At 50.4% G+C, this 26,605-nt stretch carries 25 protein-coding genes and 5 pseudogenes; 16 read left to right on the top strand and 14 right to left on the bottom strand.

Annotated elements, in window-relative coordinates; translation table 11 throughout:
- Positions 1 to 367: 367 nt before the first annotated feature.
- Positions 368 to 1,804, bottom strand: coding sequence for a DDE-type integrase/transposase/recombinase (locus AP057_RS08350; protein ID WP_055358509.1), 1,437 nt, complete (start codon positions 1,802 to 1,804; stop codon positions 368 to 370).
- A gap of 167 nt (positions 1,805 to 1,971) precedes the next feature.
- On the opposite strand from AP057_RS08350, the gene AP057_RS08345 reads away from it, so the two are divergent.
- On the top strand, positions 1,972 to 2,883 hold the full coding sequence (locus AP057_RS08345; RefSeq protein ID WP_033016617.1) for a LysR family transcriptional regulator: 912 nt from the start codon (positions 1,972 to 1,974) through the stop codon (positions 2,881 to 2,883).
- 197 nt (positions 2,884 to 3,080) lie between these two features.
- Here the strand turns inward: AP057_RS08345 and AP057_RS08340 are convergent, their stop codons facing one another.
- On the bottom strand, positions 3,081 to 4,067 hold the full coding sequence (locus AP057_RS08340; protein ID WP_055358508.1) for an acryloyl-CoA reductase: 987 nt from the start codon (positions 4,065 to 4,067) through the stop codon (positions 3,081 to 3,083).
- 193 nt (positions 4,068 to 4,260) lie between these two features.
- On the opposite strand from AP057_RS08340, the gene AP057_RS08335 reads away from it, so the two are divergent.
- Positions 4,261 to 4,848: a Uma2 family endonuclease gene (locus AP057_RS08335; RefSeq protein ID WP_033011094.1), complete on the top strand. Its 588-nt coding sequence runs from the start codon at positions 4,261 to 4,263 to the stop codon at positions 4,846 to 4,848.
- 222 nt (positions 4,849 to 5,070) lie between these two features.
- On the opposite strand, the gene AP057_RS08330 is transcribed toward AP057_RS08335, so the two are convergent.
- From AP057_RS08330 to ade, 6 genes and pseudogenes are all read right to left on the bottom strand, one after another.
- On the bottom strand, positions 5,071 to 6,423 hold the full coding sequence (locus tag AP057_RS08330) for an aspartate aminotransferase family protein (protein WP_055358507.1): 1,353 nt from the start codon (positions 6,421 to 6,423) through the stop codon (positions 5,071 to 5,073).
- Positions 6,424 to 6,452: 29 nt separating this feature from the next.
- Positions 6,453 to 7,919, bottom strand: coding sequence for a CoA-acylating methylmalonate-semialdehyde dehydrogenase (locus tag AP057_RS08325; RefSeq protein ID WP_055358506.1), 1,467 nt, complete (start codon positions 7,917 to 7,919; stop codon positions 6,453 to 6,455).
- Between the two features lie 285 nt (positions 7,920 to 8,204).
- Positions 8,205 to 8,948, bottom strand: a pseudogene (locus AP057_RS08320) (PucR family transcriptional regulator); the annotation flags it as partial.
- Positions 8,949 to 9,327: 379 nt separating this feature from the next.
- Positions 9,328 to 10,608: an IS110 family transposase gene (locus AP057_RS08315; protein WP_055358505.1), complete on the bottom strand. Its 1,281-nt coding sequence runs from the start codon at positions 10,606 to 10,608 to the stop codon at positions 9,328 to 9,330.
- A gap of 110 nt (positions 10,609 to 10,718) precedes the next feature.
- The gene (locus AP057_RS08310; protein ID WP_200910062.1) at positions 10,719 to 11,825 is read right to left on the bottom strand and encodes a glycosyltransferase; all 1,107 of its coding nucleotides are present in this window, start codon (positions 11,823 to 11,825) and stop codon (positions 10,719 to 10,721) included.
- A 254-nt stretch (positions 11,826 to 12,079) separates the two neighbouring features.
- Positions 12,080 to 13,813, bottom strand: coding sequence for an adenine deaminase (gene ade, locus AP057_RS08305; RefSeq protein WP_055358503.1), 1,734 nt, complete (start codon positions 13,811 to 13,813; stop codon positions 12,080 to 12,082).
- A 195-nt stretch (positions 13,814 to 14,008) separates the two neighbouring features.
- Between ade and AP057_RS08300 the strand changes: the two are divergent.
- The 3 pseudogenes from AP057_RS08300 to AP057_RS08295 form a co-directional block, all read left to right on the top strand.
- Positions 14,009 to 14,080 (top strand): annotated as a pseudogene (locus AP057_RS08300) (DUF4004 family protein); the annotation flags it as partial.
- A 60-nt stretch (positions 14,081 to 14,140) separates the two neighbouring features.
- Positions 14,141 to 14,329 (top strand): annotated as a pseudogene (locus AP057_RS16260) (3-hexulose-6-phosphate synthase); the annotation flags it as partial.
- Positions 14,304 to 14,594 (top strand): annotated as a pseudogene (locus tag AP057_RS08295) (6-phospho-3-hexuloisomerase); the annotation flags it as partial. The pseudogenes AP057_RS16260 and AP057_RS08295, both read left to right, overlap by 26 nt.
- Before the next feature lie 396 nt (positions 14,595 to 14,990).
- On the opposite strand, the gene AP057_RS17860 reads toward AP057_RS08295, so the two are convergent.
- From AP057_RS17860 to AP057_RS08270, 5 genes are all read right to left on the bottom strand, one after another.
- On the bottom strand, positions 14,991 to 15,311 hold the full coding sequence (locus tag AP057_RS17860) for a bis-aminopropyl spermidine synthase family protein (RefSeq protein ID WP_055358502.1): 321 nt from the start codon (positions 15,309 to 15,311) through the stop codon (positions 14,991 to 14,993).
- A gap of 111 nt (positions 15,312 to 15,422) precedes the next feature.
- Complete coding sequence (locus AP057_RS08285; protein WP_055358501.1) at positions 15,423 to 16,094, bottom strand: hypothetical protein; 672 nt, start codon at positions 16,092 to 16,094, stop codon at positions 15,423 to 15,425.
- A 15-nt stretch (positions 16,095 to 16,109) separates the two neighbouring features.
- Positions 16,110 to 16,784, bottom strand: coding sequence for a GNAT family N-acetyltransferase (locus AP057_RS08280; RefSeq protein ID WP_055358500.1), 675 nt, complete (start codon positions 16,782 to 16,784; stop codon positions 16,110 to 16,112).
- Between the two features lie 501 nt (positions 16,785 to 17,285).
- On the bottom strand, positions 17,286 to 17,651 hold the full coding sequence (locus AP057_RS08275) for a helix-turn-helix domain-containing protein (protein ID WP_055358499.1): 366 nt from the start codon (positions 17,649 to 17,651) through the stop codon (positions 17,286 to 17,288).
- A gap of 202 nt (positions 17,652 to 17,853) precedes the next feature.
- Entirely contained in the window at positions 17,854 to 18,732 is an 879-nt protein-coding gene (locus tag AP057_RS08270) for an IS982-like element ISGsp1 family transposase (RefSeq protein WP_055358498.1), read from the bottom strand.
- 439 nt (positions 18,733 to 19,171) lie between these two features.
- Between AP057_RS08270 and AP057_RS08265 the strand changes: the two genes are divergently transcribed.
- From AP057_RS08265 to AP057_RS08215, 11 genes and pseudogenes are all read left to right on the top strand, one after another.
- Positions 19,172 to 19,741, top strand: coding sequence for a class I SAM-dependent methyltransferase (locus AP057_RS08265; protein WP_015375142.1), 570 nt, complete (start codon positions 19,172 to 19,174; stop codon positions 19,739 to 19,741).
- An 89-nt stretch (positions 19,742 to 19,830) separates the two neighbouring features.
- The gene (locus AP057_RS08260; RefSeq protein ID WP_055358497.1) at positions 19,831 to 20,223 is read left to right on the top strand and encodes a hypothetical protein; all 393 of its coding nucleotides are present in this window, start codon (positions 19,831 to 19,833) and stop codon (positions 20,221 to 20,223) included.
- On the top strand, positions 20,190 to 20,450 hold the full coding sequence (locus AP057_RS08255) for a metal-sensitive transcriptional regulator (protein ID WP_013145015.1): 261 nt from the start codon (positions 20,190 to 20,192) through the stop codon (positions 20,448 to 20,450). The genes AP057_RS08260 and AP057_RS08255 overlap by 34 nt, the downstream gene beginning before the upstream one ends.
- 103 nt (positions 20,451 to 20,553) lie before the next feature.
- Entirely contained in the window at positions 20,554 to 20,781 is a 228-nt protein-coding gene (locus AP057_RS08250) for a sulfurtransferase TusA family protein (protein ID WP_020278577.1), read from the top strand.
- Positions 20,782 to 20,832: 51 nt separating this feature from the next.
- Positions 20,833 to 21,315, top strand: a complete 483-nt coding sequence (locus tag AP057_RS08245; protein ID WP_020278578.1) for a DsrE/DsrF/DrsH-like family protein — start codon at positions 20,833 to 20,835, stop codon at positions 21,313 to 21,315.
- Between the two features lie 17 nt (positions 21,316 to 21,332).
- Entirely contained in the window at positions 21,333 to 21,698 is a 366-nt protein-coding gene (locus AP057_RS08240) for a rhodanese-like domain-containing protein (RefSeq protein ID WP_050367406.1), read from the top strand.
- Between the two features lie 12 nt (positions 21,699 to 21,710).
- Positions 21,711 to 22,007, top strand: a complete 297-nt coding sequence (locus AP057_RS08235) for a rhodanese-like domain-containing protein (protein WP_055358496.1) — start codon at positions 21,711 to 21,713, stop codon at positions 22,005 to 22,007.
- Between the two features lie 21 nt (positions 22,008 to 22,028).
- Positions 22,029 to 22,598, top strand: coding sequence for a sulfurtransferase TusA family protein (locus tag AP057_RS08230; protein ID WP_055358495.1), 570 nt, complete (start codon positions 22,029 to 22,031; stop codon positions 22,596 to 22,598).
- A 48-nt stretch (positions 22,599 to 22,646) separates the two neighbouring features.
- Complete coding sequence (locus AP057_RS08225; protein ID WP_055358494.1) at positions 22,647 to 23,783, top strand: MBL fold metallo-hydrolase; 1,137 nt, start codon at positions 22,647 to 22,649, stop codon at positions 23,781 to 23,783.
- A 72-nt stretch (positions 23,784 to 23,855) separates the two neighbouring features.
- Complete coding sequence (locus tag AP057_RS08220) at positions 23,856 to 24,638, top strand: sulfite exporter TauE/SafE family protein (RefSeq protein ID WP_055358493.1); 783 nt, start codon at positions 23,856 to 23,858, stop codon at positions 24,636 to 24,638.
- 149 nt (positions 24,639 to 24,787) lie between these two features.
- A pseudogene (locus AP057_RS08215) lies at positions 24,788 to 25,171 on the top strand (DUF302 domain-containing protein).
- Positions 25,172 to 25,320: 149 nt separating this feature from the next.
- On the opposite strand, the gene AP057_RS08210 reads toward AP057_RS08215, so the two are convergent.
- The gene (locus AP057_RS08210; protein WP_055358492.1) at positions 25,321 to 26,439 is read right to left on the bottom strand and encodes an acyl-CoA desaturase; all 1,119 of its coding nucleotides are present in this window, start codon (positions 26,437 to 26,439) and stop codon (positions 25,321 to 25,323) included.
- Positions 26,440 to 26,605 lie beyond the last annotated feature (166 nt).

The raw sequence follows: 26,605 nt of genomic DNA, 5'->3' as shown, positions 1-26,605 counted from the left end.
GCGGAACGTCAAGCAGCGAAGAACGCGGACAGGTCGGAAGCGGGTGTTCGCTCTGCTATTTTTGCGCGTTGTAGGACACATTAATAAGTACTGAAGCGACGCGGTAGCGTCAAAAGTTCTATGAAAACTCCACACAGATCATCCCATTGAGCATCGTGGGGCATGCGGAGGGCCGGATTCGCCCTTGACCAACACCCGCCAAAGGTGCGGAAGAGTCGTCAAGGGCGACGGGGACAAAAAAGAAGGCAATAAGAAAGCCGCCCTTGCCATGACCGAATTTTACCTTTGGCGGTGTTCGGTTGGTCAAGGGTTCGCTTCGCCGAATCCGGCAGGAGTTCTGTTCAACGGGCTCCGGAGGACAAAAAAGTCAGGCCGCCTCTTGTTGGAGAAACGCTTGTGCCATGGCGATCAGCTTCGTCCACCGGGCCGGCATATGCGGAAGATCCGCCAGTTCCGGGATGACGACCGGCACCCGGCCTTCGAGCGCGCTGTGTGGGCGCAGAAAGTTGAAATACGCCACAAACAGCGTCACAAAGGACACCGAGCCTTCTTCCGCACCAAACCCATGGGTCGGGCGGTAGTTGCCTTTAAAGGTCCGGTTGAATCGCTCGATGATCTGCTTGAGAGGGCGAAACTCTTCCGAGACCGGATCCTCATTGGTCAGCCCGATCACTTGGCGGACGTCAAATGAAATCCCGTGTTGGGCGAAGAAGTGTTGCGCCAGCAGGTAAATCGGGTTGCCATCCACGACGAACGACAAGTCGTCTGGGAGGGACGCTAGCTTCCTGAGGACATCATCGATGGCCTTGATGGCCGAGAGCGTGTCCCGGTTGGGCGAGACGCGATACGACAGCACGATCTTTTTGACGGCGTCAAACATAAAGAACAGGTAATGCCAGCGCCCTTTGACGCGAATATACGTCTCGTCCCCGCAAAACGAACCGGACAGCTCATACGGGAACCGGTCGACAAAGGGCTTGATCCAAAGCGCGACGCTGTTGGCGTAGTTGAGCACCGTCTGATGGGAGATCGAGACGCCATGGATGTCCTTCATGGCGGCGGCGGTCTCCCTCGAGGACATCCCAAAGTTGACGTAGTACGTCAACACGAGCCCCAACACGTGCGGCGACGCAGCCAGCCGGGACAAATCGACCTTCGGYTKGATGRGCGACGAGGAAGCCAACGGGAGAAAGTCAAACAAGAACTCTCGAAACAAATACCGCACCTTGAAGGCTTGAGGATCCTGTTGAAACTGTTGGCGCTCCTTCTTSGTCATCCGGCGAAGGTTGGCCTGGTAAAACGGGCAAKCGTTGTTCTTGCACTTATAGATGTKGTATTCTTTGCGTTCCTTGATYTTTTCCAGCGTCTTTTTGCAGTGCGGGCAGCGAAAGACCGCTTGCTTGGTGAACCGATTTCGGTGGTTGAACCGGCACTGGCACACTTTGCATTGGTATTGCCCKTTTCCGCCGTTATTGGCGTACAGGTAAGAAGAGGGAGCCTGGCAGCGAGGGCAGGTCAACGAATCCGGAACACGGTGTTTCGCATTCGCGCGGCGCTGGATGGGCCGTAAAGGACGTCCGTGCTGGGCTTCATAGTCTGCCAACAGCTTCCGGTAATCAAGGGTTTCCGGCACATCGATGATCGGAAGGTCATCGACCTGAAGTTTCCGGTACGGCTTTTGGATGGGTTCGTCCAAGTCCTCGAGATTCAAGGATTTTCCCACGATCACACCCATCAAATACACAATGATTTGATATTGGGTCTTGATTATTTCGAGCAAATAGGCTAATAATTGAGGTAACAAAGCTTGTCACTCCTTTGTTTTGGCTGTTGGGTGTCGTTACCTCAATGATGGCCGAAAACAACGGGGGTGGCAAGCTTTTTTTCTTCCAACCGTTGAAACTCAAGGGAAAACCGTGAGTGTGGAGGATAAACTTTTGACAATACCATCAATCAAAAGGAGGGAGAAAAATGGAGCTGCGGCAACTGCAATATTTCGTGGAAGTCGCCCGGCGCGAACACGTCTCCGAAGCCGCCGACGCCCTCCATGTCGCGCAGTCGGCGATCAGCCGGCAAATTGCCAACCTCGAAGCGGAGCTTGGCGTGCAGCTGTTTGAACGGGAAGGGCGAAACGTGAAGCTCACCCCGATCGGCCGCCATTTTTTGTCGCACGCCGAAGCGGTGTTAAAGGCGGTCGAGGATGCAAAGCAACAAATCGAAGAGTATTTGGACCCGGAACGCGGAACGATTAAAATCGGGTTTCCAACAAGCCTGGCAAGCCACATGATGCCGATGGTCATCTCCGCCTTTAAAGCGGAGCACCCAAACGTCTCGTTCCATCTCCGCCAAGGGTCGTACTATTATTTAATCGAAGCGGTGAAAAAACGGGAGATCGACCTTGCCTTTCTCGGACCGATTCCGGTTCATGAAATCGGCATTAAAGGAGAAATTTTGTTTTCCGAACCGTTTGCCGCCCTCCTGCCGAACAGCCATCCGCTCGCCCGCCGCGACCGGATCGTATTGAACGAACTGCGCCATGATCCATTTGTAACGTTTCCAAAAGGATACATTTTGCATCAAATCGTTATTGACGCTTGCCACCAAGCCGGATTTTCGCCCAACATTTCATCGGAAGGCGAAGATCTCGATGCCATTAAAGGGCTTGTCTCCGCTGGCATCGGCGTGACCCTCCTGCCGGAAAGCGCCTTGTCGGAAAGCCTTCTTCGCTACGCCGCCAAAGTGCCAATCGAGATGCCGCAAGTAAAGCGCAACGTCGGCATTATCATTTCCGACCACCACGAACTCGCTCCGTCGGTAAAAGTGTTTTACCGGTTTGTGAAAGACTTTTTCGCGGAGCTCGAGCGGTATCAATTGCGGGGGTGAACGCTCCCCCGCCTACGCTCACGTCGAAAAACGGATTCGAGATCACAAAAAAAGACGCAGGTGCTTCCCCCTGCGTCTTTCCTTTCTTCTTCTGCACACTTCCCCTTTCCATCGCCTTCACTCATCAAGGATCATTCAAAAGAAGATGTGGAGAGCACCAAGTTCGGACGCTGCTTCCGTTCGATTGCGTCCGAACGTCATCCTAACCGCACGACCGTCCGGCCGCGCAGTTCGCCGCGCAAAATGCGCTTAAGCGCTTGCGGCAATTCAGCGAGCGAAATCTCTTGAGCAATCCGCTCCAAATCCGGCTTTAAGTCGCCAGCGAGCCGCTCCCAAATGCGGAGGCGCACATCCATTGGACAATAGACGGAATCAACGCCAAACAAGCTGACGCCGCGCAAAATGAATGGATGGACGGTTGTCGGCACCTCGACGCCGCCTGTCAACCCACTCACCGCCACCGCTCCGCCGTAGCGGATGCGGCTTAACACCGTCGCCAGCGTCCGGCCGCCGACCGGGTCGACCGCCGCGGCCCAGCGCTGCTTATCAAGCGGACGAATGCGTTCAGCCGTGACGTCTTCGCGCGTCAACACTTCCTTGGCGCCGAGGGCGCGCAAATAGTCGTGCTCCGCCGTTTTGCCTGTGCTCGCTTCCACCGTATAGCCGCGCTTGGCGAGCATCGACACGGCCAGACTCCCGACGCCGCCCGTCGCCCCCGTGACAAGCACCGGTCCGCGTTCCGGCGTCAACCCATGCTCCTCAAGACGGTGAATGGACAGCGCCGCTGTAAACCCAGCCGTCCCAATCGCCATCGCTTCTTTCAACGTCAACCCTTTTGGCAGCGGCACGAGCCAATCGCCGTGCAGGCGAGCATATTCACTGTAGCCCCCGAAATGCGTCACACCGATTTCATAACCGGTCGCGATCACCTCGTCCCCTTCGCGGAAGCGCGGATGTTGCGACGAGACAACCACCCCGGCCAAATCAATTCCCGGCACGAACGGATACGTTTTCACAATTTTGCCGTCCGGAATGGACGCCAATCCATCTTTGTAGTTGACGCTTGAATAATGGACGCGGACAACGACGTCTCCTTCCGGCAAATCATCCATGGATATCGTCTGCACGCCGGCGGTAAATTCTGTTTCGGTTTTGTTGACGACAAACGCTTGAAATGCGGACATCATTCCTCTTCCTTTCTTCATGCATTCTTCTCTCATGTCATTCGACAACCAAACGCCAGATTCCTTTCTGAACCAAGAAAACCCTCGCTTCCGGTTGTCAGCGTAGGCGGGTGATGAATAAATGTCTCATAAAAGTCCTTCCTACACTTCCTTGACTTCGTTATGTTAAACTGTAAACAAACATATCTTTAAGATGAAAGAAGGTGAAACAGTGGGCAATACCCCTGACTTGAACAAAATTTACACGTACGCTGACTGGAAAACATGGGAAGGCCGCTGGGAACTGATAAATGGAAAAGCCTATAATATGACACCTGCTCCATCTTCGGAACATCAATTTGCCGTCGGAGAATTGTATTTTGCTTTGCGCCATTTTTTCCAAAACCAACATTGTTACGTCTTTATGGCGCCGTTTGATGTATTCCTTAGCAAAAATGAAACGTATGAAACCCCTGATGACATTGTCCAACCCGATATTGCCGTGATCTGCAATAAAAAACAGATTGTCCAAAAAGGATGTTACGGGGCGCCTGCGCTAGTTGTTGAAGTTTTGTCACCTTCAACCGCTTTAAAAGATTACAACGAAAAATTTTACACGTACCAACACTATGGCATTGCAGAATATTGGATCGTCGATACGGCTAACAAAATGATTCATGTATACCATTTGCACGAAGGAGCCTATCAACGGCATGCCACATACGGGCAACAAGACACGCTGCATTCCGCACAATTTGAGGACTTAGCTATTCCACTAACGTATGTATTTGGATGGAGTTAAAACGGTTCTGACCATTCAGTGTTCATGATCGATCTTTCGTCAAACGCACAGGAATCGATGATCGGGCAGCCTGCCCTAAGGCAGATGTCTAAAAATCTCCCATCTCGAAACCGGGAGAACGTCCAACCCTAGCGACAGCGGCCTGCTTCTATGTTTTGCCGAATGTCTGCACGAAGGCAAACAAAACACCAGCCTGTCGACCCAAGCTGGCGTTTGTTCTTCTTATTGAATGGCCGCTAGCGCCCCGCTCAAGACGCGGACCACAAACGAAAGTTCATCATCCGTGATGCAAAGCGGCGGCGACAAGGTGAGCACGTTGTTGTACCCGGCGACCGTCGTTCCGTTTTTGCCGATGAGGAGGCCGTTTTCTTTGCATCGATGGATCACTTGATTGACAAGCGACACATCGAGCGGCTCTTTCGTCGCTTTGTCAGCGACAAGCTCAATGCCGACAAGCAGCCCTTTGCCGCGCACATCGCCGACATACGGGTGGCCGGCTAGGTTCGTTTTGAGCTCATCAAGCAGCCGTTCCCCTGCCTCGCGCGAGCGATCAAACAGCCGCTCCGTCTCCATGATCTCAATGTTTTTCAGCGCCACCGCGCACGAAGCCGGGTGGCCGCCAAACGTATTGACATGGCGGAAGTAGTCGTATTCATCCGTTCCTTTGAACGCTTCATAAATCTCTTTTCGCACTGCCGTTGCCGCCAGCGGCAAGTAGGCGCTCGTGATGCCTTTTGCCATCGTGATGATGTCCGGCTTAACGCCGTAGTGTTGAAATCCAAACGCCGCTCCTGTCCGGCCGAAGCCGCAGATGACTTCATCAACAATCAGCAAAGCCCCGTGTTTTTCACACACGTCTTTGACCGCTTTCATATACCCGTCCGGAGGAATGAGTACACCGCCCCCAGTAATGATCGGCTCCATAATGACGGCCGCAATCGTTTCACTCAACTCCCACGTCATGACATCATCAATGGCCTTGACCGCCCGCAACCGGCGCGGGTCATCCGCCGCATCCGGGTCGCGGTACACATCCGGCGGCGGCACGTGGAGGAACCCTGGCGCGAGCGGTTCGTATTTGTATTTCCGTTGCGCCTGCCCGGTCGCTGAGAGCGCCCCCATCGAATTCCCATGGTACGCCCGGTAGCGGGAAATGATTTTGTACCGGTGATGCTCCCCGCGCTGCTGATGGTATTGGCGAGCGATTTTAAACGCCGTTTCGTTCGCTTCCGACCCGCTGTTGGAAAAGAAAATCACATACTCATCGCCTAACAGTTCGTTGAGTTTTTCCCCGAGCTCGATCGCCGGACGATGGCTTTGCGTGAGCGGGAAATACGCCAGCGTCTTCAGCTGCTCATACGCCGCTTCGGCAAGCTCCTCGCGCCCATAGCCGACGTTGACGCACCAGAGCCCAGCCATCGCATCCAAATACTGGTGTCCAGCTGCATCCGTCACCCAGCAGCCTTTCGCTTCGGCCGCAATCAGCGTTGCTTGTGGGTTATACGGCTTCATCGAATGCCAGATATATCGGTCGTCTTTGTCGAGCCACAGTTGGTGGGGTTGTTCAGTTTGCATGATTCTCTGCCCCTTTCATCCAACACAGGTTAAAAATCAAACCGGGAAGTAATCATCTTTTTGCGCGTGTAAAAATTCACGCCATCTTTTCCATTCACATGAAGATCACCGTAAAACGAATCTTTCCAGCCAGAGAACGGGAAAAACGCCATCGTCGCCGGCACGCCGACGTTAATGCCCAACATCCCCGCATCGGCCTCTTCACGGAATTTCCGGACGGCCTTCGCATCCTTTGTATAAATCGTCGCCCCGTTCCCATACCGAGACTTCCGAATATAGCTGAGCGCTTCATCTAAATCATTGGCCCTCAGCAAACTTAATACAGGTGCGAAGATCTCTTCTTTCGCGATCGTCATATCCGGAGTGACATAATCAAAAATCGTGGGACCTAAAAAATTGCCTTCGGGTCTATCATCCATTTCCTTTCGCCCATCGCGCAGCAATACCGCGCCCTCTTCAATCCCCTTTTGAATGTAGCCTAGCACCTTTTCACGATGAGACTGCCGAATGACCGGGGTTAATAACACTTCCGGATCCATGCCATTCCCAATAATCAACTCATCTGCTTTTTGTTTCAACCGACGGACGAACGTTTCGTTTTCCCCGACAATCATGACTGCACTGCAAGCCATGCAACGCTGGCCCGCGCTGCCAAACGCTGAGCTGATCACATGTTGTACGGCCGTCTCTACATCCGCATCTGGCATGACAATATGATGATTTTTCGCCCCCGACAACGCCTGCACTCGTTTGCCTTGCGCTGCTGTCCGTTCATACACGTACTTGGCCACTGGCTGTGAACCGACAAATGAAATCGCACGAATATCCTCATGATCAATCAAGGCATTGACCACCTCATGCGATCCATGAACGACATTGAGCACTCCAGGAGGGGCACCTGCCTCCGTAAACAGTTCTGCTAACTTATTGGCCAAAATGGGCGTCCGTTCCGATGGCTTCAATACAAACGTATTGCCGCACACAATCGCCAACGGGAACATCCAAAGCGGCACCATCATGGGGAAGTTGAACGGAGTGATCCCTGCCACAACTCCCAACGGATAACGAAACATTTCCGAGTCAATCTCTTCGGCAATATTCGACAGCGATTCCCCCATCAGCAAAGTCGGAGCGCCGGCCGCAAACTCCACGCATTCAATCCCCCGTTGAATTTCTCCGTACGCTTCTTTATACGCTTTGCCATTTTCCTGTACGACAAGCTCCGCTAATTCCTCATGATGCTGGTTTAACAAATGGTGAAATGAAAACATAATCCGCGCTCGTTTGGGAACAGGGACATCTTTCCACGTCGCAAACGCTTTCTTGGCTGCTTGCACCGCTTGATCGACATCCTCTTTGGTTGAGATCGGAACACGCGCCAACACTTCCCCAGTCGCCGGGTTCGGGACTTCTAGCGTTTCTGTGCCACTCGATGCCACCCACTGTCCGCCGATATAGTTTTTGAGAACCGTTGTTTCCGGTTTGGTGATGGACATCAGATTCTCCTCCTTATTCCTATCTTTGTTCATGATCTAAATATTTTGTATTGTTACACAAAATTATCCTCCAGTTTTTGATTACCTTCACTAGACAAAGCGTAAAAGAGATTAGCCTATTTATTCCACAATGTGACCAAATTTTGAAAATGTGCGCGTCTTGGACTGAGATTTTCATGTCGGTGGAGAGCAAAAAATTGCTCATGGATGTTTTTACGAAAGAAATCCCCCTAGAAGCCTACGGCATCTTCTGCTTTTCGCTTCTCAGGGGGGGAGACTTCTTACTTACAATCTTCGCAACCGATCATGCTGTACATATTTGTTTTCCATACTTTGCAATTGTAAATATTCATATGCCTTGATCATAAACTCAATAGCGAGCCGCTTTTCCGGATTCATAAAATCCTCTCCTAAAAGCGATTCTAGTTTTTGGATTCGATGATATAGCGTTTGCCTAACGACAAATAGTCTTTGTGCGGTTTCTTTTTTTGAACCGTTACACGCCAAATATACCTTTAACGTTTCCAACAAGTTTCCATTATATTTTTCATCGTATTGAAGAACAGGCTCTAAGTATTCCATGACAACTTCATACAAATCATTGTATTTATGAATAAGGGAAATAATTCGATAAATATGCAAATCCTCATAAAAACAGCTATTGGCCCTGCCGCCAAGATGATGTTGAATTTTGATCGTCTCTAAAGCTGTCCGATAACTTTTGTCCATATGAGAAACATTTTCGATAAATTTTCCGACCCCGACAACAAATTGAGGTAATTTCTTCTTTTGAATATAATCCGATTCAAGCAAAGAATTCAGTCCTATTTTCATTCGACTTTTCCATGTTTTCATTTCCCTGTTATTGATCATAATAAATACGATGCTGCTGTGAAAATCGACAGGAAATGTTGAAAAACCTTGTTGTTCAAAAATCGTCCGGCATAGCATTTTAAAGTAAATCATGTCTAAATTCGAGCATTGCTTCATTGAAGATTTAAAACGGACAACAAGCACTGTCCCTCCCTCTAGAAATGTTGATTTATCAAGGCTTTTCGGCCCCTCAGGGGTGTCCAAAAAATATTTTTCGACAAAATCTCTTACATCCTTTTTCAGTTTTGTGGATATCTTACAGACCTAGGGTGCGCTTCGCGGCCACGGATGGTTATATTTTCCTGCCGTGGGGGAAGCGTATTCGATGCACCCTTTGGATCTCCGCGTCGCTGATGAGGACGAACCCTCCCATGTCTCCGGGCGTCTTCGCGCCAACATTCCCTCGTTCGGTCTCGTCATCAGGCGGAGGCCGGCCAAGCTCCTTTGGGGACTCAAGGTCGAATGGATAAAATCACGCCAGCTTCTCCGGTGTCATCTCGTTGTCCAACGATTCTTCCGTTCGCAGGGGGAGGCCTTAGGCCGCCCGTTGCACCTGGGACAAGACGTCCTGTTTCATTCGCTCCGCGTCAAACGCTTGTTTCTTCGTACAAATCGCAAACAGCACATTCAACAGCTTCCGGCACAAGGCGACGATGGACTGCTTTCCGGTCAGCGGATTGACGGATCGGGTCGTATAATACTCATGCAGCTCGCGAAACGCCTCGTTGTGCCGAATCAGCGGAATCATCGCCCGAAACAGCACCGAGCGCAGCCGTTTCCGTCCCCGTTTGGAGATGTGCTTTTGCCCTTTGCGCTGGCCGGAGGAGTTCTCCTTGAGCGTCAGGCCCGCCAACTTCACCAATTGGCGCGGGTCCCGATAATGGGCGAAGCTGCCGATCTCCGCCAGCAGATCGATGATCGTGGCGTCTCCCAACCCGTCGACCGTTTTCAACCATTGGTACTCCATCGTCGTTTGAACCAATGCCTTCAACTCGGCGTCCAGTGCAGCGATCTCCGCCTCCAATTGGCGGTATCGGCGGACGAGCGCGGCGATCTCAAACCGGGCCATCGCTGTCCCTTCCGTCACCCCAATCGAGTCCTTCGCGGTGTTGATCAACGCCTGAATTTTGGCCTTCTGCGGGCATTTCATCCCTTCGCTTTGCCGGTACACCTCAAGAAGCTCCTCCACCGTCCGGCCGGCCATATCAGCCGGAAGCGGCGTCCACTCCAACACCGAAAGCGCCGTTTTCCCCAAGTCACGAAACACGGTCCAAAACTCTGGAAAATACCGATCCGTCCAGCGGACGATCGCGTTTTTCACCGCCGTCTGTTCCTTGCGGAGCTTCTCTTTGAGCGTGCTYCCCACGCGCAAATCGGCTTCRATCTCGTGCAGCAGCCGGGGAACGAGGAATCGTCCGTCTTTTGCCAGTCTGGCAATGACCAGGGCGTCTTTGGCGTCGTGTTTCGTCGGCAGGTTGTCATCRAGTTCTTTCGACCGGCACACATGCGCCGGGTTGACCATGACCAACGGGATCCCGTGCTCCTCGAGGAAGTAGGCCAGGTTCAACCAGTAGTGCCCGGTCGGCTCCACCGCGACGATCACCTCTGACTTCCCAAACGCTTGCATCGCCTCCTGAATCGCTTTATACAGCTGCTGAAACCCCTCTTTCGACTGGAAGATCGGGAACGACTTGCGAAGCACGCGCCCCCGGTCATCCRCGAAGCAGGCGTAGTGGGTTCGTTTCGCGATATCGATGCCCACGACAAGCGTTTGTTCCGTAACTTGATCAATTTTATAGTTTTGTGTACAATTCATCTGAAGTCCTCCTTGGCATGATGGTAGGTATTGTTTGACACCCCTGCATCATACCAAGAGGGCTTTTTTTGATCAAGTCCCCGGAAAAGCTCCTAACGGGAATGCTCCTTTCATCGCGATTCATCGGCTTGGTGGAACGTGCTTTCGGCGGCGAGAATGGATTGCAGCAAGCATTCGTTGTGCAACACTGCATGATGCTGAGGAACGTATTGTTTGGCTTTTTCGTTATGTTGGTATGCTAACTCGTACTCGCCCATGTAAAAGTAACATACACAAAGCTGCAAGTGGGAAAGCCAAGTCCAACAAGCATGATGAACAAATCCCCAGCTGTCGGAAGGCATTGTGAGCTGAGTGGCTAAATGGTACCAAAATGCGGCAAGCCGATATTGCTTGCGCTGAAGAAAGTAATAGCCGAGCCGGCAGCAGCATTCAGCCCGAGGGGTATCGTATTCGAACGATCGGAACGCATATCGCAATGCCTGTTCTTCATCACCGAGCGCATCAAAACCATCCGCTACCTTTCCGCAGGCGGCAATACAATCTTCCACCCATCCTTTTTTTGTCTGCAAAAACTGTTCGTAATACTGAATGGCTTGTTCGTATTGTTGATGGTCAAACAATTCGTTGGCAAAGTAAAATAGATCTCTTGGCGAAAGTTCTATTCCTTGTGCTAGCTGCCTCTCGTAAATTTTTAAATTTCGGTCTGAAGCGTGATGAGTAGGTTGATGAATGATGGTAATGTCGCTATTGAGAATGGTTCCCCATACTTCCAAATATTCGTAAACGACCCCATGCCATCGGAAGCGGTTGGCTCGTTTGATGAGGCGGTTGCGGCGGACGCTGGAAATCGTTTTTCCATCTTCATCTTGGGCAAGGCTGTAAATCATGGTGACGGAGTCGATGTCAGGAGAAAGGGTGTGCTTCAGTGTGAGAAATTTTGTTTGCTCTTCTGCCGGCAGGATATCGTCTGCGTCCAGCCAAAAAATATAGTCCATTGCGGCGTGGGAAAAGGAGAAATTTCTCGCCACAGAGAAATCATCGCTCCAAGGAAAGTCGATGACTCGTGCGGTGTAGGATCGGGCGATTTCTTTCGTGCGATCGGTCGACCCTGTATCCACAATCACGATCTCGTCTACGAGATGTCGGACGCTGTCCAAACAGCGGGCAAGGACGTCTTCTTCATTTTTGACGATCATGCAAAGGCTGATGGTGATCAATTTCCTTGCACCTTCCTTTCGACCATGTTGCTGCTTTACAATCATGCAGGAATGTGCTTATGCCAATGCCGCATGGCGCTGTAAAAAAGAGAAAAATAGGCGGGGCGAAGAAAATCCCTTCATCCCCTTGGCTGATAAATGGAGGAGATGAAGGGACTTGTTTTTTTGGCGGGTCGGCTTTAAGTGGCAGCTTTCTGTAAGGCGGGTGCTCGCCAAATCTTATCGCTTCGAAGCGTCAGCGCAAATAGGAGGGTTTAAACCGCTTCAATAGGAATGAATTCCCATTTGTTCACATCAAATAACCCTTGGTCGGTCAGCTTGAGCTCCGGGATGACCGGCAAGGCGAGGAAGGACAGTGTGATAAACGGGTTGAAGGCATGGCTTGAGCCGAGCGAGTCCAGCGCTTCATGGATCTGTTTCAATCCATTTAACACTTCAGTATAATCTTTTCTTGTCATCAATCCGCCGATCTCAAGCGGTAATCCAGCGAGCACCGCTCCGTCTTTGGCGACGGCAAGCCCGCCTTGTTGTTGGCGGAGCTGTTCAATGGCGACGATGAGGTCGCGGTCGTTTGTGCCGACGGCGATGGTGTGATGCGAATCGTGCGCAATCGAAGCAGCGATGGCGCCTGCTTTGAATCCGAAACCGCGGACGATGCCAAGGCCGATGCCGAGGCCGCGATGGCGTTCGACGACCACAAGCTTCAGCAAATCCCGTTCGACCGAAGGGGAAAAGGCCCCGTCGCGGACATCGACTTCGGTGACAAGATGGTTCGTATGCAAATGGTTTGGGATGATCTCAATGACATGGGCTTTGTTTCCTTTCGTCATCGGGATGCGAAGATCCGATTCGGTGACGGGTCGGCAACGAATGGATTGAAGCAATTTCGGTTCGGTTTCACTGGATGCCGGATGGAAGGAAAGCGTTGCCCTTCCATGTTCGGCGACGAGCGCCCCTTGTTTGAAGACATGGGTGATTTTCAGCGTTTCCAAATCCTCAACGAACAAAAAGTCGGCGTCATACCCCGGGGCGACAGCGCCCTTCGTCGACAACCGGTAGCACTCGGCGGCGTTTAACGTGGCCATCTGGATGGCCAGAAGCGGGTCGAGCCCGGCGCGAATGGCGAGCCGCACGTTGTGGTCGACGCTGCCTTCGAACCATAAGTCATCAAGATGTTTGTCATCCGTGCAAAACAAAAAGCGGCGCGCGTTGTGCTCCGTGACGGCAGGAAGAAGTTTTTCGAGGTCTTTGGCGACCGATCCTTGGCGAATGAGCACGTACATGCCGCGGCGAACGCGTTCAAGCGCTTCGTCGGCGGTGACGCATTCATGGTCCGTATGGATGCGGGCGCTTCGGTAGACGTTGATGGCGTTGGCATCAAGGCCGGCCAAGTGGCCGTCGATGAGGCGGTTGGCGTTTGCCGCGAGCGCCAGTTTGTCAAGCATCGATGGTTGTTGTTCCCTTAATGACGGATAGTCCATCACTTCCGCCAATCCGAGAACGCGTTCATCGTTGAAAAACGGCGCCAGTTCCGCCGCGGATAAGGAGGCTCCGGCATGTTCGAACGAAGTGGCGGGCACGCACGACGGCAGCATCATATACACATCGAGCGGCGTCCGTTTCGCATCGTCGAGCATAAATTGTATGCCGCGGACGCCAGCGACATTGGCGATTTCGTGCGGATCGGCAATGACGGTCGTCACGCCATGCGGGAGAACGACGCGGGCGAATTCGCTCGGGGGCACCATCGACGATTCGATATGCACGTGTCCGTCAATCAGCCCCGGGCATATATAACGCCCTTCGGCATCGATCGTTTTCCTTCCCTCATAGCGGCCGATGCCGACGATCATCCCTTCCGCAATGGCGAGATCCCCTTCGATGATTTCGCGTGTAAACACGTTGACGATTTTCCCGTTTTTGACAACGAGATCCGCTTCGGTTTGTTTCGCTGCGGTGGCTAGCTGTTTTTGTAAGATCGAATTCATGCTGCTGACTCTCCTTTCCTCATGTCCATCGCCTGATCATCGGCGGAAATTGGTTTCATTGTAATGAGCGAGCTGACAAGTTGTCAACCGCTTTGGTTCGTTTTTTGCCATGCGTATGGCGCTGTTGTTTTCGCCTCTCTTTATAACGTAACAATGTTATGCTGCAATTAACAAAAGGAAGGGGGTGTGCGGCTCATGGAACAAGAATTGATCTCGAAAAAAGGACTGCTTGAGCTGACGGGCATTTCGTACGGCCAGCTTTACCGCGATATCACAGCATTTTGGCCATGTTCATTTGCCTGAAATGGCCTCAAAACTGTCGAACTCAGGAAAATATTGGTGGACATGATCGGGGTTAAAAATTTAGAAGAACGAGCGAAAGAAGTAGATGGGTTTGGAGTCGACTATATTTGCGTACACACAGGTTATGATCTTCAAGCAGTCGGCAAAAACTCTCTTGAAGACCTTGCCACAATCAAACGTGTCGTGAAAAACGCAAAAACTGCTTTCCATGGCTGAAAAAGCGAAAAGCTTAGGGGCAACCGTAGCGTTAGTGACCATTTTCCCTGAATCGACCATTGGACAATTGGCTGATATCACGGTCAAATTGCCTGGCTCGCCTAAAGACCAGTCAGATAACGGATACAAAACGATACAGCCGATGGGATCGCTTTTTGAGCAAACCCTCTTGCTGTTTTATGATGCGATCATATTAAGATGCATGGAGAAAAAAGGATTGGACTCCAATACCATGTTCAAAAGACACGCCAATCTGGAATAGAGTATAAGGAATGTTGCGCAGACATCTTTAACCATTCGAAATTTTAAGCTATTTAAACGAAATTTTCAACTTAATCACGGGGGAAAGGAGAAAAGGTCGCAAAGCTTTCTTTAAGAAACGCTTTGCGGTCTTTTTTTAATCGGGAGATTGGATTCTTGTGATCGATCCATGATCGTTCATTCCTTTCGTGCACATCAGCCGCTCTCCCACTATCAGCATTCCCTCGATGATCATTACAAATCAAATCGGTTATCAGTCAGAACGCGGGGGGTGCCAAGACTTTTTGCAAAATCGATGACCACTCCTTTCATGGTTGCACGCGGCGTCAAAAACTCTCAAAAGTCTGTTGCCTTCCATAATCCATCGGTAAAATCGTGCGATGGTGGCAAATGTCATTCAGCAAACCTTGAAGAACGCAACTCCGCATGCAGATGTCAGGAAACGGCGAACAAAACGCCCGCCCTCGGTAACGGGTATTCCCGCTGCAGAAGGCGGGCAGTCTCGCCCCATCAGATCTCCCTGTTGGGCCATCAGTGCCAGCCGCTGAACGGTTGTCTCGGGCGTCACATACCTTTGGTCAAAGTCGGGCGTCGCCTTGGGCCGCATGGCTGCGATATCTTGAAAAGCAGCAAGGACGCTGTCAAAAGGCGGCCTCAGAACAATGCCGCGCCCCGCGCAAACCTCACAGCGCTGTTCGGCCACCCGTTCTAGGCCCATACCCCTTTCCAGCATCGAAATAGCATTTTTGCTGCTTTCGATAGGGAAACGATAAAAGACGCACTGAAGTTGGAAGAATTTTTTTAAGGTTCCATAAGCATGGTGTTTTTATTAAATCGGTAATAGCGGTATGGTGTTTTTCGTCTCTAGTTTTTCCATCATTTCATACCAATCCCTTGGTTTGTTCGATAAGACAGAATAATAACGTTTCAAAAACTTCACAACAAGATCCGCTGGAAGTTCATTCACGCTATCGTCCATCGGAAGGAAACAAAGATCAAGCCCGGTTACGGCTTCTCCATCATTGTTCCAAGATGGATGGACATAAGGGAAGTCAAGCCGCTTATATCCCAAATGAGATAATACCTCACGACGAACATATGGATCCATCGGCTTAATCCCGCCAAATTCATAATGCTTCACCCGATAAGGATCATAAATCTCGGCGAACATGCCATACAACTGCTTTCCATTTGCAGCGGCCCAATTTTGCAAATCCTCCAGCCGCTTTTTGGCTAAAAACCGGCCGATCCCCAGTCCTGCTTGGCCGATAATGGTGAAATCTGTCATCGCGACATTTAAATCTTCATAATAACGGTACTCCGTTGCGCCTACTACCTCTCCTTCGTGAACAGCAACGCACACACGAATTCCCGGATCTTCCAAAGGCTCTTTCCACAGATCGAATGCTAACACTTCTTCCGGAGGAAATACATTTTGCATCAATTGATGCATTTTCTTAAACAAAGGGTCTTCAATGCTCGTAATTCTGCGATACTCCATTTTCATCATTCTCCTTTAAGATTTTGCGCGATAAAAAGGATTTTTCCATTCCATCAGTGCAGCATAATTGCACGATTCTTCATCTTCTAAATAGTTCGCCACCACTTTGACAGGTGTGCGGCCGCAGCGAAGCAGGAAGGTAATAACAGGATCTTTCAATTTGCCTTTTACTACCGCTTCGAGATATTGCTCCGCTGTCATCTCATGCGCTTTTTTATGATAGCCAGGCATCCTCCCTCCGCCTAACAGCCGCTCTAGTCCCAAATGAACAACCACTTCATACATGGATAGCATCAGCCATTTTCCCAGCCCCCATTTGCGGTAGGTAGGGCGCACGCCAATATCAACGACATAAAGCGTATTCCCGTTTGGGTTATGGTTACGGATATATCCATGATCCGTGATCTCTTCCCATGTATGGTCCGGATGGCTGGGATCAAAGTCGACAATAAGCCCTGTCATTGACCCCGCAATTTCGCCATTCACCTCAACACATAAGGCTCCCTCTGGAAAGAGTGTCACATGGTTTTTCAGCTGTTCCGTATTCCACCATAATTCAGACGGGAATGGCGGAGGAAAACTTTCCTGTTGAATGCGGATTAATCCAGGAAAGTCCTTTTCTTCATAATTTCGGATCACCGCTGGAACAGGACGATCTTGGTCAAAGATATAAAACTCCTTTCGATACATTCTTACCCCTCCTCTCTCATTATCCATCTAGCAACGTATCGCCCATTCATGTGGCGATACTGATATTATTAGGCACATCATTCTATTTAACAAGTAGATACTTTCGTGTTACATAGTGTGAAAAATTATACCTAAAAATAAAAAAAGAAATTCGGAATATTTTTTTCCAGACCTTTCTCGCATTCGAACAGCCATGCCAAGTCCTTATTTATTGTCAGTGAACTCGGGCCACTGGAAAACCAAAGCACTTTTTTGCCGTTTTTCTTTTACGCCATTTTCGGGACTCCATCAACAGTCATCAACGCATATGCAGAAAAACCAACGGACAGCGGTTCTTTCATAAAGATGGTTGTCCGTTGGTTTTTCGCGTCTAATTATAAAACTTATTGCTTTCCTCATTATCTTTCATGTATGTATTTCTTTGTTTACCAGCAAAAAAAGAAAAGTGCATATAACATACACGCAGATCGTTTTCGAAGCTTTCATAACGGAGAAAGCTTTCTACTTGGTTGCTTCATTGATTTTTACTTGCCCCTTTACGACCGTCTCCATATAGTTTTTGCCCCATTCATACATCGCATCAAGAATTGGCATCAAACTTTTCCCATGTTCGGTCAATGAATATTCCACTTTTGGCGGAACAACCGGATAGACTTCGCGATGAACAATTTGATCTTGCTCCAGCTCCCGCAGCTGGTTAACAAGCATTCTTTGGGTGATCCCAGGCATGAGGGCTTTTAGTTCGCTAAACCGCTTCTTTCCCCCTTTTCCTAGATGCCATAAAATAAGCATTTTCCATTTACCGCCAATAACAGCGAGTGTTAATTCTTTTTCACAATTATACGTCTTGCCACAAACGTGACCCATCATTTCACCCCCATGTTGATTATAACGCGATAGTATACTTTTTGTCACTTTATGATCATAAAGAACATACTTACAAATAAATGTTATATACCTGTTATTTTCACTCATTGCAAATTGTATTCATTCTTTCTGGATGATACAGTGCATTCATTGCATCTGGATGCCTTTTATATCATTAAGTACCCGTGGTGCTAGTTGAGCGTCAGCGCTCAACCAGCCCTAGTGTAACCAAGGAATAAGCCAACAAGATGCCATCGAGTGCCACTTCAAACCCGGCCATGGAATTCGCTCGAATGTCGGTGATCCGGTATTGGTCTACGAGAATCGAAAACACCGTCTCGATGACTTTGCGTTTTTTTYGGATCCATTCTTCCCATGCYTTGGATGGGCCGTGCTTTTGATTGTGTCGAGACGGTGTCCAGAACGCRGCTTGGTGTTCTTCGTACAGCTTTTCTCGAAGAGCGYGGCTGATGTACCCTTTGTCCCCAAAGTTGTAGGGATGAGGGATTTGAGTCATCACCGTTTCAGCGGCTTTGACGTCGTGGCAGGACGCTTCCGTCACGACATAGCCCATGGCCAGCCCTTGATTGGTCACTTGAAGATGCAGCTTGAAACCGTAGTACCATTGCTTTTTGGAAGCACAATACCCCATATCCGCGATCCCTCGAAATCGCTTGACGCGCTGCATTCTYRCGGGATGGCACAACGGAAGAGGCAAGCTGTCGACGACCGCATAAGCATGGTGTTGGCCACGTTTCGCCAGCTCATGACGGATCCATTTGATGGCGAAACCAAGCGCCCGGCAGCGGCGGTTGTATCGGGAGCGTTCAAGAAACGAGCCGTTTGTGAACAAATTTCCCGTGACAAAACGATGCCAGGCTCGTTCGGAAGAAAAGCCCAGCAGCTTCCCCAAAAGGTGAACCGCCATGACCACTTCGTCTTCTTGCTTGACCAAGTGACGGTTGCGGCGATGAAGATACATTTGAATCAACGACAGTTGGGCAGAAACAAAACAGAAAATAGCGGCATATTGTTTTTGAAGTTTGGCTGGATCTGTAGTAAAATGAAAGTGCTCTTGCATGGGGGATCTCTCCTTTCGAATGTTGGGTGACACTTTCATTCTACTGGAGATCCGCCAGCAAGGGCTATTTTTATGCTTGTCTGAGTTTTATCTAGCACCACGGGTCATTAAGTATATTTTTTTACACTATATAAGTTGAAACTTTGTTTTACATCCAGTAGAGCGCCCACCGCATTCTATCAAAATGACTTGTTATGAAGGAAAACAGAATCGAACAATCGGAAAATCTTTATTGCAACTTATATCGATCCGGCTTACAAGGAAATTCGGCAGACCAACATGGGGAAATTGCATCCTACGGAAGAGGAACAACGGGAGATGGAAATCGGTCCAAACCGGTGCGCCGTTCGGTAGGGAAAAGCCGGCGTTTTCCAATGCCGGCTTTTTTCCTCTCTTTGCGAGTATAATGAAATGGAAGTGAGGAATAGGAGGGAAAAGGATGACAGGGCATCGTTTTCATTACGAACATGCTGAACGATTATTGGATCCGAAGCGCAAGGAATGGATCGACCCGCAACGGGTCATTTCGATGTTGTCCGTGAAACCGGATGACACGGTCGTCGATCTTGGCGCCGGGAATGGTTATTTCACGATTCCTCTCGCGCAGGCGACAAACGGAAAAGTGTATGCGGTCGATGTGCAGCCAGAAATGATTGAATTGCTAAAACAGCGAGCCGCGAAACTAGCGGTCACCAACATCGAATATCGGGTGGCGGATGTCGCTTCGACCGCCTTGCCTTCGCATTCGGTGGACAAAGGGATCATGGCATTTGTCTTTCATGAGGTGGAACAAAAAGAAGCCGCCCTTGACGAAATTCGCCGTGTGATGAGGCCAAACGGGCAGTTTCTGTTGATCGAATGGGAGACGATGGAAAGCGAAATGGGGCCGCCGCTCCATGAGCGGATTCCGTCGGAGGAACTGTTTTCCTATGTGAAGCAAAAGGCGGGCAACGTGGAACTTGTCCGTTTTCACCCGGCTGTCTATGGTCTTTTGATTCGCTGGGAATAACCAATTGTTGAGGAAAATATTTCTTATTTTCATTATACCGTATAGGGTATATAATGATCATGCATAGGGTGAATAGAGGGGGTGAACCGTTGATCGTTAGCAGTTTGTTATTCTTTCTCATTCTTTTGGGCGCAGCGTTGTATCGACGCTACTATCCTGTAAAACATATCCCATGCCTTCCGGTAGAAGAGGTGCCGGACGGCTTGCTTCTTCTTGACTTGCGCGATTATAATGAAAGCAACGGCTCCATATTTGGCCAAGCGTTGCATATTCCGGTGGCGTATTTGAAACGGCATGTTCGGCATATCCCGCGAAAGCCGCTTCATATCATTGCCCAGGATGCCATCGAAAAAAACGTCGGCATCCGCCTGTTGCGCCGCTATGGCTATGAGGTGAACAGCTATTCGGTCACGGCTTGTGATTGTCAAGAAAGGGGGCGAACGAGCCGATGGAATATAACAAAGAGATCAAAAACCGCTTAAAACGGATTGAAGGACAAATTAAAGGCGTCCTTGGCATGATGGAACAAGGGAAAGACTGCAAGAGCGTCGTTTCCCAGCTGTCGGCGGCGCGCAATGCCATTGACCGCGCCATTGCCGTCATCGTCAGCACCAATTTGGAACATTGTCTTCGTGAAAGCATGGAAAAAGGGGAAAGCACAGACAGTCTTGTCAAAGAAGCAGTGGAACTGCTTGTGAAAAGCCGTTAATGCGTTGCTCAACAAAAAGGTGTTGACAACGTTCTTTTTCTCGTAGTAATATACCCATAGGGGTAATGGTAATAAAACGTATGATATCAAGGAGGTTATCAAAATGAACGCAACGAAAGTATTGGATGCAAAAGGATTGGCCTGCCCGATGCCGGTGGTGAGAGCGAAAAAAGCGATGGACGAATTGCAATCAGGTCAAGTGCTCGAGGTGCACACGACCGATAAAGGGGCGAAAAACGATTTGCCGGCATGGGCGAAAGCGAGCGGCCATACGGTGCTTGAGATGAAAGAAGACAACGGTGTGTTGATGTTCTGGATCCAAAAAGGATAATGTGTGCACATTTTTATACCCATACAGGTATGAAAGGAAGGAGGCAGCCAGATGACACAGCCGAAGAAAAAGACGACGATCATTTTGTTCAGCGGCGACTATGACAAGGCGATGGCGGCTTACATCATCGCCAACGGCGCCGCTGCCTACGACCATGACGTGACGATCTTTCATACGTTCTGGGGGCTGAACGCCTTGCGGAAAGAGGCGCCGGTTCCCGTGCAAAAAGGGTTTCTTGAAAAGATGTTCGCGAAAATGATGCCGCGCGGCGCGGACCGCATGGGGCTGTCGCGCATGAATTTTGCCGGCATCGGCCCGAAGTTGATCAAAAAGGTGATCAAAAAACATAACGCCATGCCGCTTCCGCAGTTGATCGAGATGGCGAAAGAGCAAGGCGTGAAACTCGTCGCTTGCCAAATGACAGTCGATTTGCTTGGGCTGAAGCCGGAGGAATTGATCGATGGCGTTGAGTTTGCTGGCGTCGCCGCGTATTTGGCTGATGCGTCGGAAGGAAATGTGAACTTATTCATTTAATCAAATGAGGGAATCCTATGTCGCAAACCATCATCAACATCATCCTGTTTGTTTTGCTTGTTTGGTTTTTTGCCAGCCGCTTCATCCCGCCGAAAGGGGTGCGGATGATCACAACAGCGGAATTGAAACGCCGGTTGAAAGAACCTGGGGTGCAATATATTGATGTGCGCACCCCTTTGGAGTTTCAGTCTTACCATCTGCCAGGGTTTCGGAACATCCCGCTGCACGAATTGACAGCCCGTGCTCACGAACTATCGAAAGAGAAAGAAGTGATTGTCATTTGCCAAAGCGGGATGCGAAGCCAAAAAGCAAGCCGACTGTTAAAGAAAATGGGATTTCAGCACGTGACGAACGTCAAAGGCGGCCTAAACGCCTGGCAGTAGAGGAGGATGATGATGAAAACGATCACGCCGAAAGAGGTAGAAGAACGGCTTCGAGCTGGAGAATCGCTTCATATCATCGATGTGCGCGAGCCGGATGAAGTCGCTGCAGGCAAAATTCCAGGAGCGGTCAACATTCCGCTCGGTTTGATCGAGTTTCGCATGCATGAATTGGACAAAAATGAGGAATACATTCTCGTCTGCCGTTCCGGCGGCCGCAGCGGCCGTGCGGCGGAGTTTCTTGACAGCCGCGGTTGCCGCGTCGTCAACATGACAGGGGGCATGCTCGCCTGGGAAGGGCCTGTCGAATAAGCCGTAAGGAGGGATTCGTTCATGATTAAAGTTGATATGACCGTTGATGCGAAAGGACTGTCCTGCCCGATGCCGATCGTTCGAACGAAAAAGGCGATCAATGAATTGCAACCGGGTCAAGTGCTGGAAGTGCAGGCGACGGATAAGGGATCCAAAGCCGATATCAAAGCATGGGCGGAAAGCACAGGGCATCAATATGTAGGAACGATTGAAGAAAATGGGGTTTTGAAACATTATATCCGCAAGGCAGTAGAAAGTGAAACACGCAAAGAAACGGCATTCCCTCATGTCGTATCGAATGAACAATTGCAAGAAAAACTTCACGATCCTGATTCGTTTGTCTTGGATGTCCGCGAACCGGCGGAGTATGCGTTTGGCCATATTCCGGGCGCCGTTTCAATTCCGCTTGGGGAGCTCGAGAATCGGATGGCCGAACTTCCGAAAGACAAAACGATTTATGTCGTGTGCCGCACAGGGACACGGAGCGATTTGGCTGCGCAAAAGCTGGCCGAAAACGGATTTGACCGTGTGCGCAACGTCGTTCCCGGCATGTCGCAATGGAACGGGCCGCTTGATTCCGCTCAATCGTAATGAGCGGCCTTTTTTAACAATCAAATATACGTTAGGGGGTATGTTAATATGGTGAAAGAAATGACCGTGCAACAAATGACGGAAAAGGTGTTCAACAAAGAATCGCTGTTCATCTTGGACGTCCGCAACGAAAGCGATTTTCGCGATTGGAAAATCGAAGGGAAAAACTTTGACTATTTGAACGTGCCGTATTTTGAATTGATTGATGGGGTTGACTCGATTGTCGACCGTCTTCCGAAAGACAAAGACATCGTCGTCGTGTGCGCGAAGGGCGGATCAGCGGCGTTTGTCGCTGAACAGCTGACGGAAGCCGGGTTTGACAACGTTTATACGCTCGCTGGCGGGATGCAGGCGTGGAGCGAGCATCTCCATCAAGCGAAAGTATACGAAGATGATCAGTTGAAAATTTACCAATTCATCCGCGTCGGCAAAGGATGCCTGTCGTATATGGTCATCTCTGGCGGCGAAGCGCTTGTCGTCGATCCGTTGCGGTTTATTGACGTGTACGAACAAGTGGCCCAACAAGAAGGGGTGAAGATCACGCATATCGTGGACTCGCACTTGCATGCCGACCATCTTTCCGGAGGCAAGGCGCTGGCCGAACGAACGGGGGCAACGTACTACTTGATGAAAAGCGAGGGAGCGGTGTTTGATTTCGAGCCGCTCGAGCAACATGACACGATCGACTTCGAAAACGTTCATTTGGAAGTGTTGGCCGTGAAAACGCCAGGCCATACGCCAGGCAGCGTCTCGTTCTTTGTCAACGGCAAATGGCTGTTCTCGGGTGACACGATTTTTGTCGGCGGTCTCGGGCGGCCGGACCTTGGCGGCAAAGTGGCGGAATGGGCGGAAGACTTGTATCACACCGTATATGAAAAAGTGGCGGCCATGGCGGATGATGTGATCGTCTTGCCGGCGCACTACGCGAACTTGGATGAAGAAATCAACGCGGAGGGGTATGTCGGCGATACGTTGGGCCGCATTCGCGCCCGCAATGAGATGATGCAAAACAAACCGAAAGACGAATTTATCGATCTTGTCATCCAAAGCGCCAAGACGGAAACCCCGCCGAACTTTGAAGACATTGTCGCCATCAACCGCGGGCTCAAAACCGTGGATATCGAAACAGAGCGGGAGCTTGAGATCGGCCCGAACCGCTGCGCGCTGCATCATGCCCATGCCTAAAGAAGCGGCACAGATTGACAGGGGGCGGGGGCGTGCCCCGTCCCTTTTGAAACGAAAAGGGGAGGATGATCGATGGATGTTTCGCTCGCGTTTCTCATTGTCATCTTTTTCATCGGTTTTGTCGGTTCGTTTATTTCTGGGATGGTGGGGATCGGCGGATCGATTATTAAATATCCGATGCTTCTGTATCTTCCGCCGTTGTTTGGGCTGGCGGCGTTCAGCGCCCATGAAGTGTCGGGAATCACCGCGGTGCAAGTGTTTTTCGCCACGATCGGCGGCGTGTGGGCGTATCGAAAAAGCGGCTATTTGAACAAATCGCTCATTCTCTATATGGGCGCAAGCATTCTTGTTGGCAGTTTTGTCGGCGGTTACGGCTCGAAGCTGATGAGCGAGGGAACGATTAACGTCGTTTACGGCGTCTTGGCGGCATTAGCCGCGATCATGATGTTTGTGCCGAAAAAAGGGATCGATGACATTCCGCTTGACCAAGTGACGTTCAACAAAGAGGTGGCGGCCGCCTTGGCGTTTCTGATCGGCGTCGGGTCCGGCATCGTCGGGGCGGCGGGGGCGTTTTTGCTTGTGCCGGTCATGCTCGTGGTCCTGAAAATCCCGACGCGAATGACGATCGCTACGTCTTTGGCCATTACGTTCATTTCCTCCATTGGCTCTACGTTCGGGAAAATCGCCACCGGCCAAGTCGATTACATCCCGGCGCTCATCATGGTCGTCGCGAGCTTGCTTGCCTCTCCGCTAGGGGCGAAAGCGGGGCAAAAACTAAACACGAAAGTGCTGCAAGTCATCCTTGCTGTGTTGATTTTGGCGACGGCGGTGAAAATTTGGGTGGATATTTTATGATCGAAGCGCTTGAAAGGCGACGGGTCACGGGAAAAGACATGTGAATGCTGGAACTGATCATGTGTCGCCGTCCGTTTTCTGCGTGATGGTGAGCGATCGATTTGAGCATGCTAAACAACGGGAAAACATAACGAAGGGAAGAAGGAACGATGTTCCATTACACGGTTGACGTGTCAACGGGCATGAACGAAACGATCGAGCGTTTGGAAGAGAACTTGAAACAAGAAGGGTTTGGCGTGCTCTGGCGGTTCAGCGTGACCGAAAAGCTGCAAGAAAAGGGGCTTGATTTTTCCACGCCGATGGTCATTTTCGAAGTGTACAACCCGCAAGAAGCGGCGCGGGTGTGAAATGAAAACTTGTTGGTCGGTTACTTTTTGCCGTGCAAACTCGTCTATCAAGAGAACGGCACAACGAAAATCGGCATGCCGAAGCCGACAATGCTTGTTGGCATGGTGAACGAGCCGGCGTTGAAGGAAATCTCGGAAGATATTGAGAAAAGGTTGGTCGCTTGCATTGACCAATGCCGTCAGTGAAAAGGAAAAAGGTGTCCCGCAGACGGGGCACCTTTTGGTTGTGCACATATAAACGGAAACGCAGGTTTGCCGAAAGAAAAGCGCTCTTTTCCCCTCTTCGCTGCTATTTGATCCACATAGGAGGCGGACGGCCGCAAAGCCCATCCTTTCTACAAATTCTCTTTCCCCGCCGCTTTTTTTGTTTTTGCCCGTTTTTTGGCTGCGCGCGGCTGTTTTTCCGTTTCCAGCTCGCGATGCACAATCCGGTCGGGGTTGAGCCCATTGCCGAGCGTGCCGTACACATGGCCTTGCTTCGGCTCGATGAGCTCGTTGTGCTCGTAGTAGACGCGCGGCGTTTTCCAAAGGGCGGCCAACGCTTTTCCCATCGGCATTTCGTGGTAGCGGTCGGGCCACATTTGTTTGATGTGTTTTTTCACGAGCGGGTAGTACTTCGAGCTCATCGCTGGAAAGAGATGATGTTCAGTATGGTGCGAAAAGTGGAAGTGAAGGATATCCACCCACTTTGGCACGGTGACCGACAAACTGTTCGCCAACGGATCGTTGACCGGCACTAACGGATTGAGACGATGGTTGGTTGCGATATAGCTCATGACGATCGTGTTGGCGACGAGCAGCGGAAGCAAAAAGGCGAACAGCCATTTTTCCCAGCCGACAAGCCATAACAGCCCGAGCCATGTCGCCCAAGGCAAGAAAAATTGAAACAGGACAACCGCGCGGTTCTTCCGGCGAAAGTCTTTGAAAAAGTAAAAAAGCATCCGCACCGAATGAAGGGTAAACATCACCGACAAGGAGCTAAACGAGAAAAACGCGCGAATCGGAAACGGGATGCGGTATACCCAAGAGAGCAGGCGGCTTTTCGCTAATTTCTCCATGCTTGGCCACGCGTCCGGGTCTTTTTCTTCATGCTGGGTATGCACATGGTGGCTGGCGTTATGCCATTTTCTCCACAACTTCGGACCGGTGCAAAGCGGCCAAAAGGCGATCGCTCCGAGAAGATCGCGCAGCCATGGTGTACGGACGACGGTGCCGTGCAAAATTTCATGTCCTAAAAATCCTAACGCAGCAAAACTGAAACCAAGCACAACCGAGATGAGGAGGTTCCATACAGGATGGAGGTGGAAAAGGGACACAGCGAGGATGCCGGCGATGACGAGCCCTACATAAGCCAGACCTCCAAACAAGCGGGACTTCACGGGTTGAAACGCTTTTTTCGGCAAATGCGGGGCCATTTTCGCCGCGTACCAGCCGAACGGGTGAAAATCATTCATTCAGTGATCTCCTTTCAAACTACTCTCCGTTTGACAAGCAGCGGTGAAGCCATTCACACACTCTTGGTCGCAACGAAGACCTTATTTCATAAAGTGATCCCAAAAGCTGTCATCTATGCCGAAATGATGCGGAGGGCGGAGAAAAGCTCTAGGTCACTATAAAATT

This window comes from Geobacillus sp. Sah69 (assembly GCF_001414205.1).
Lineage (GTDB): Bacteria > Bacillota > Bacilli > Bacillales > Anoxybacillaceae > Geobacillus > Geobacillus stearothermophilus.
Note: the sequence above shows the minus strand (reverse complement) of the source record. Positions and strands in the feature narration are given on the sequence as shown.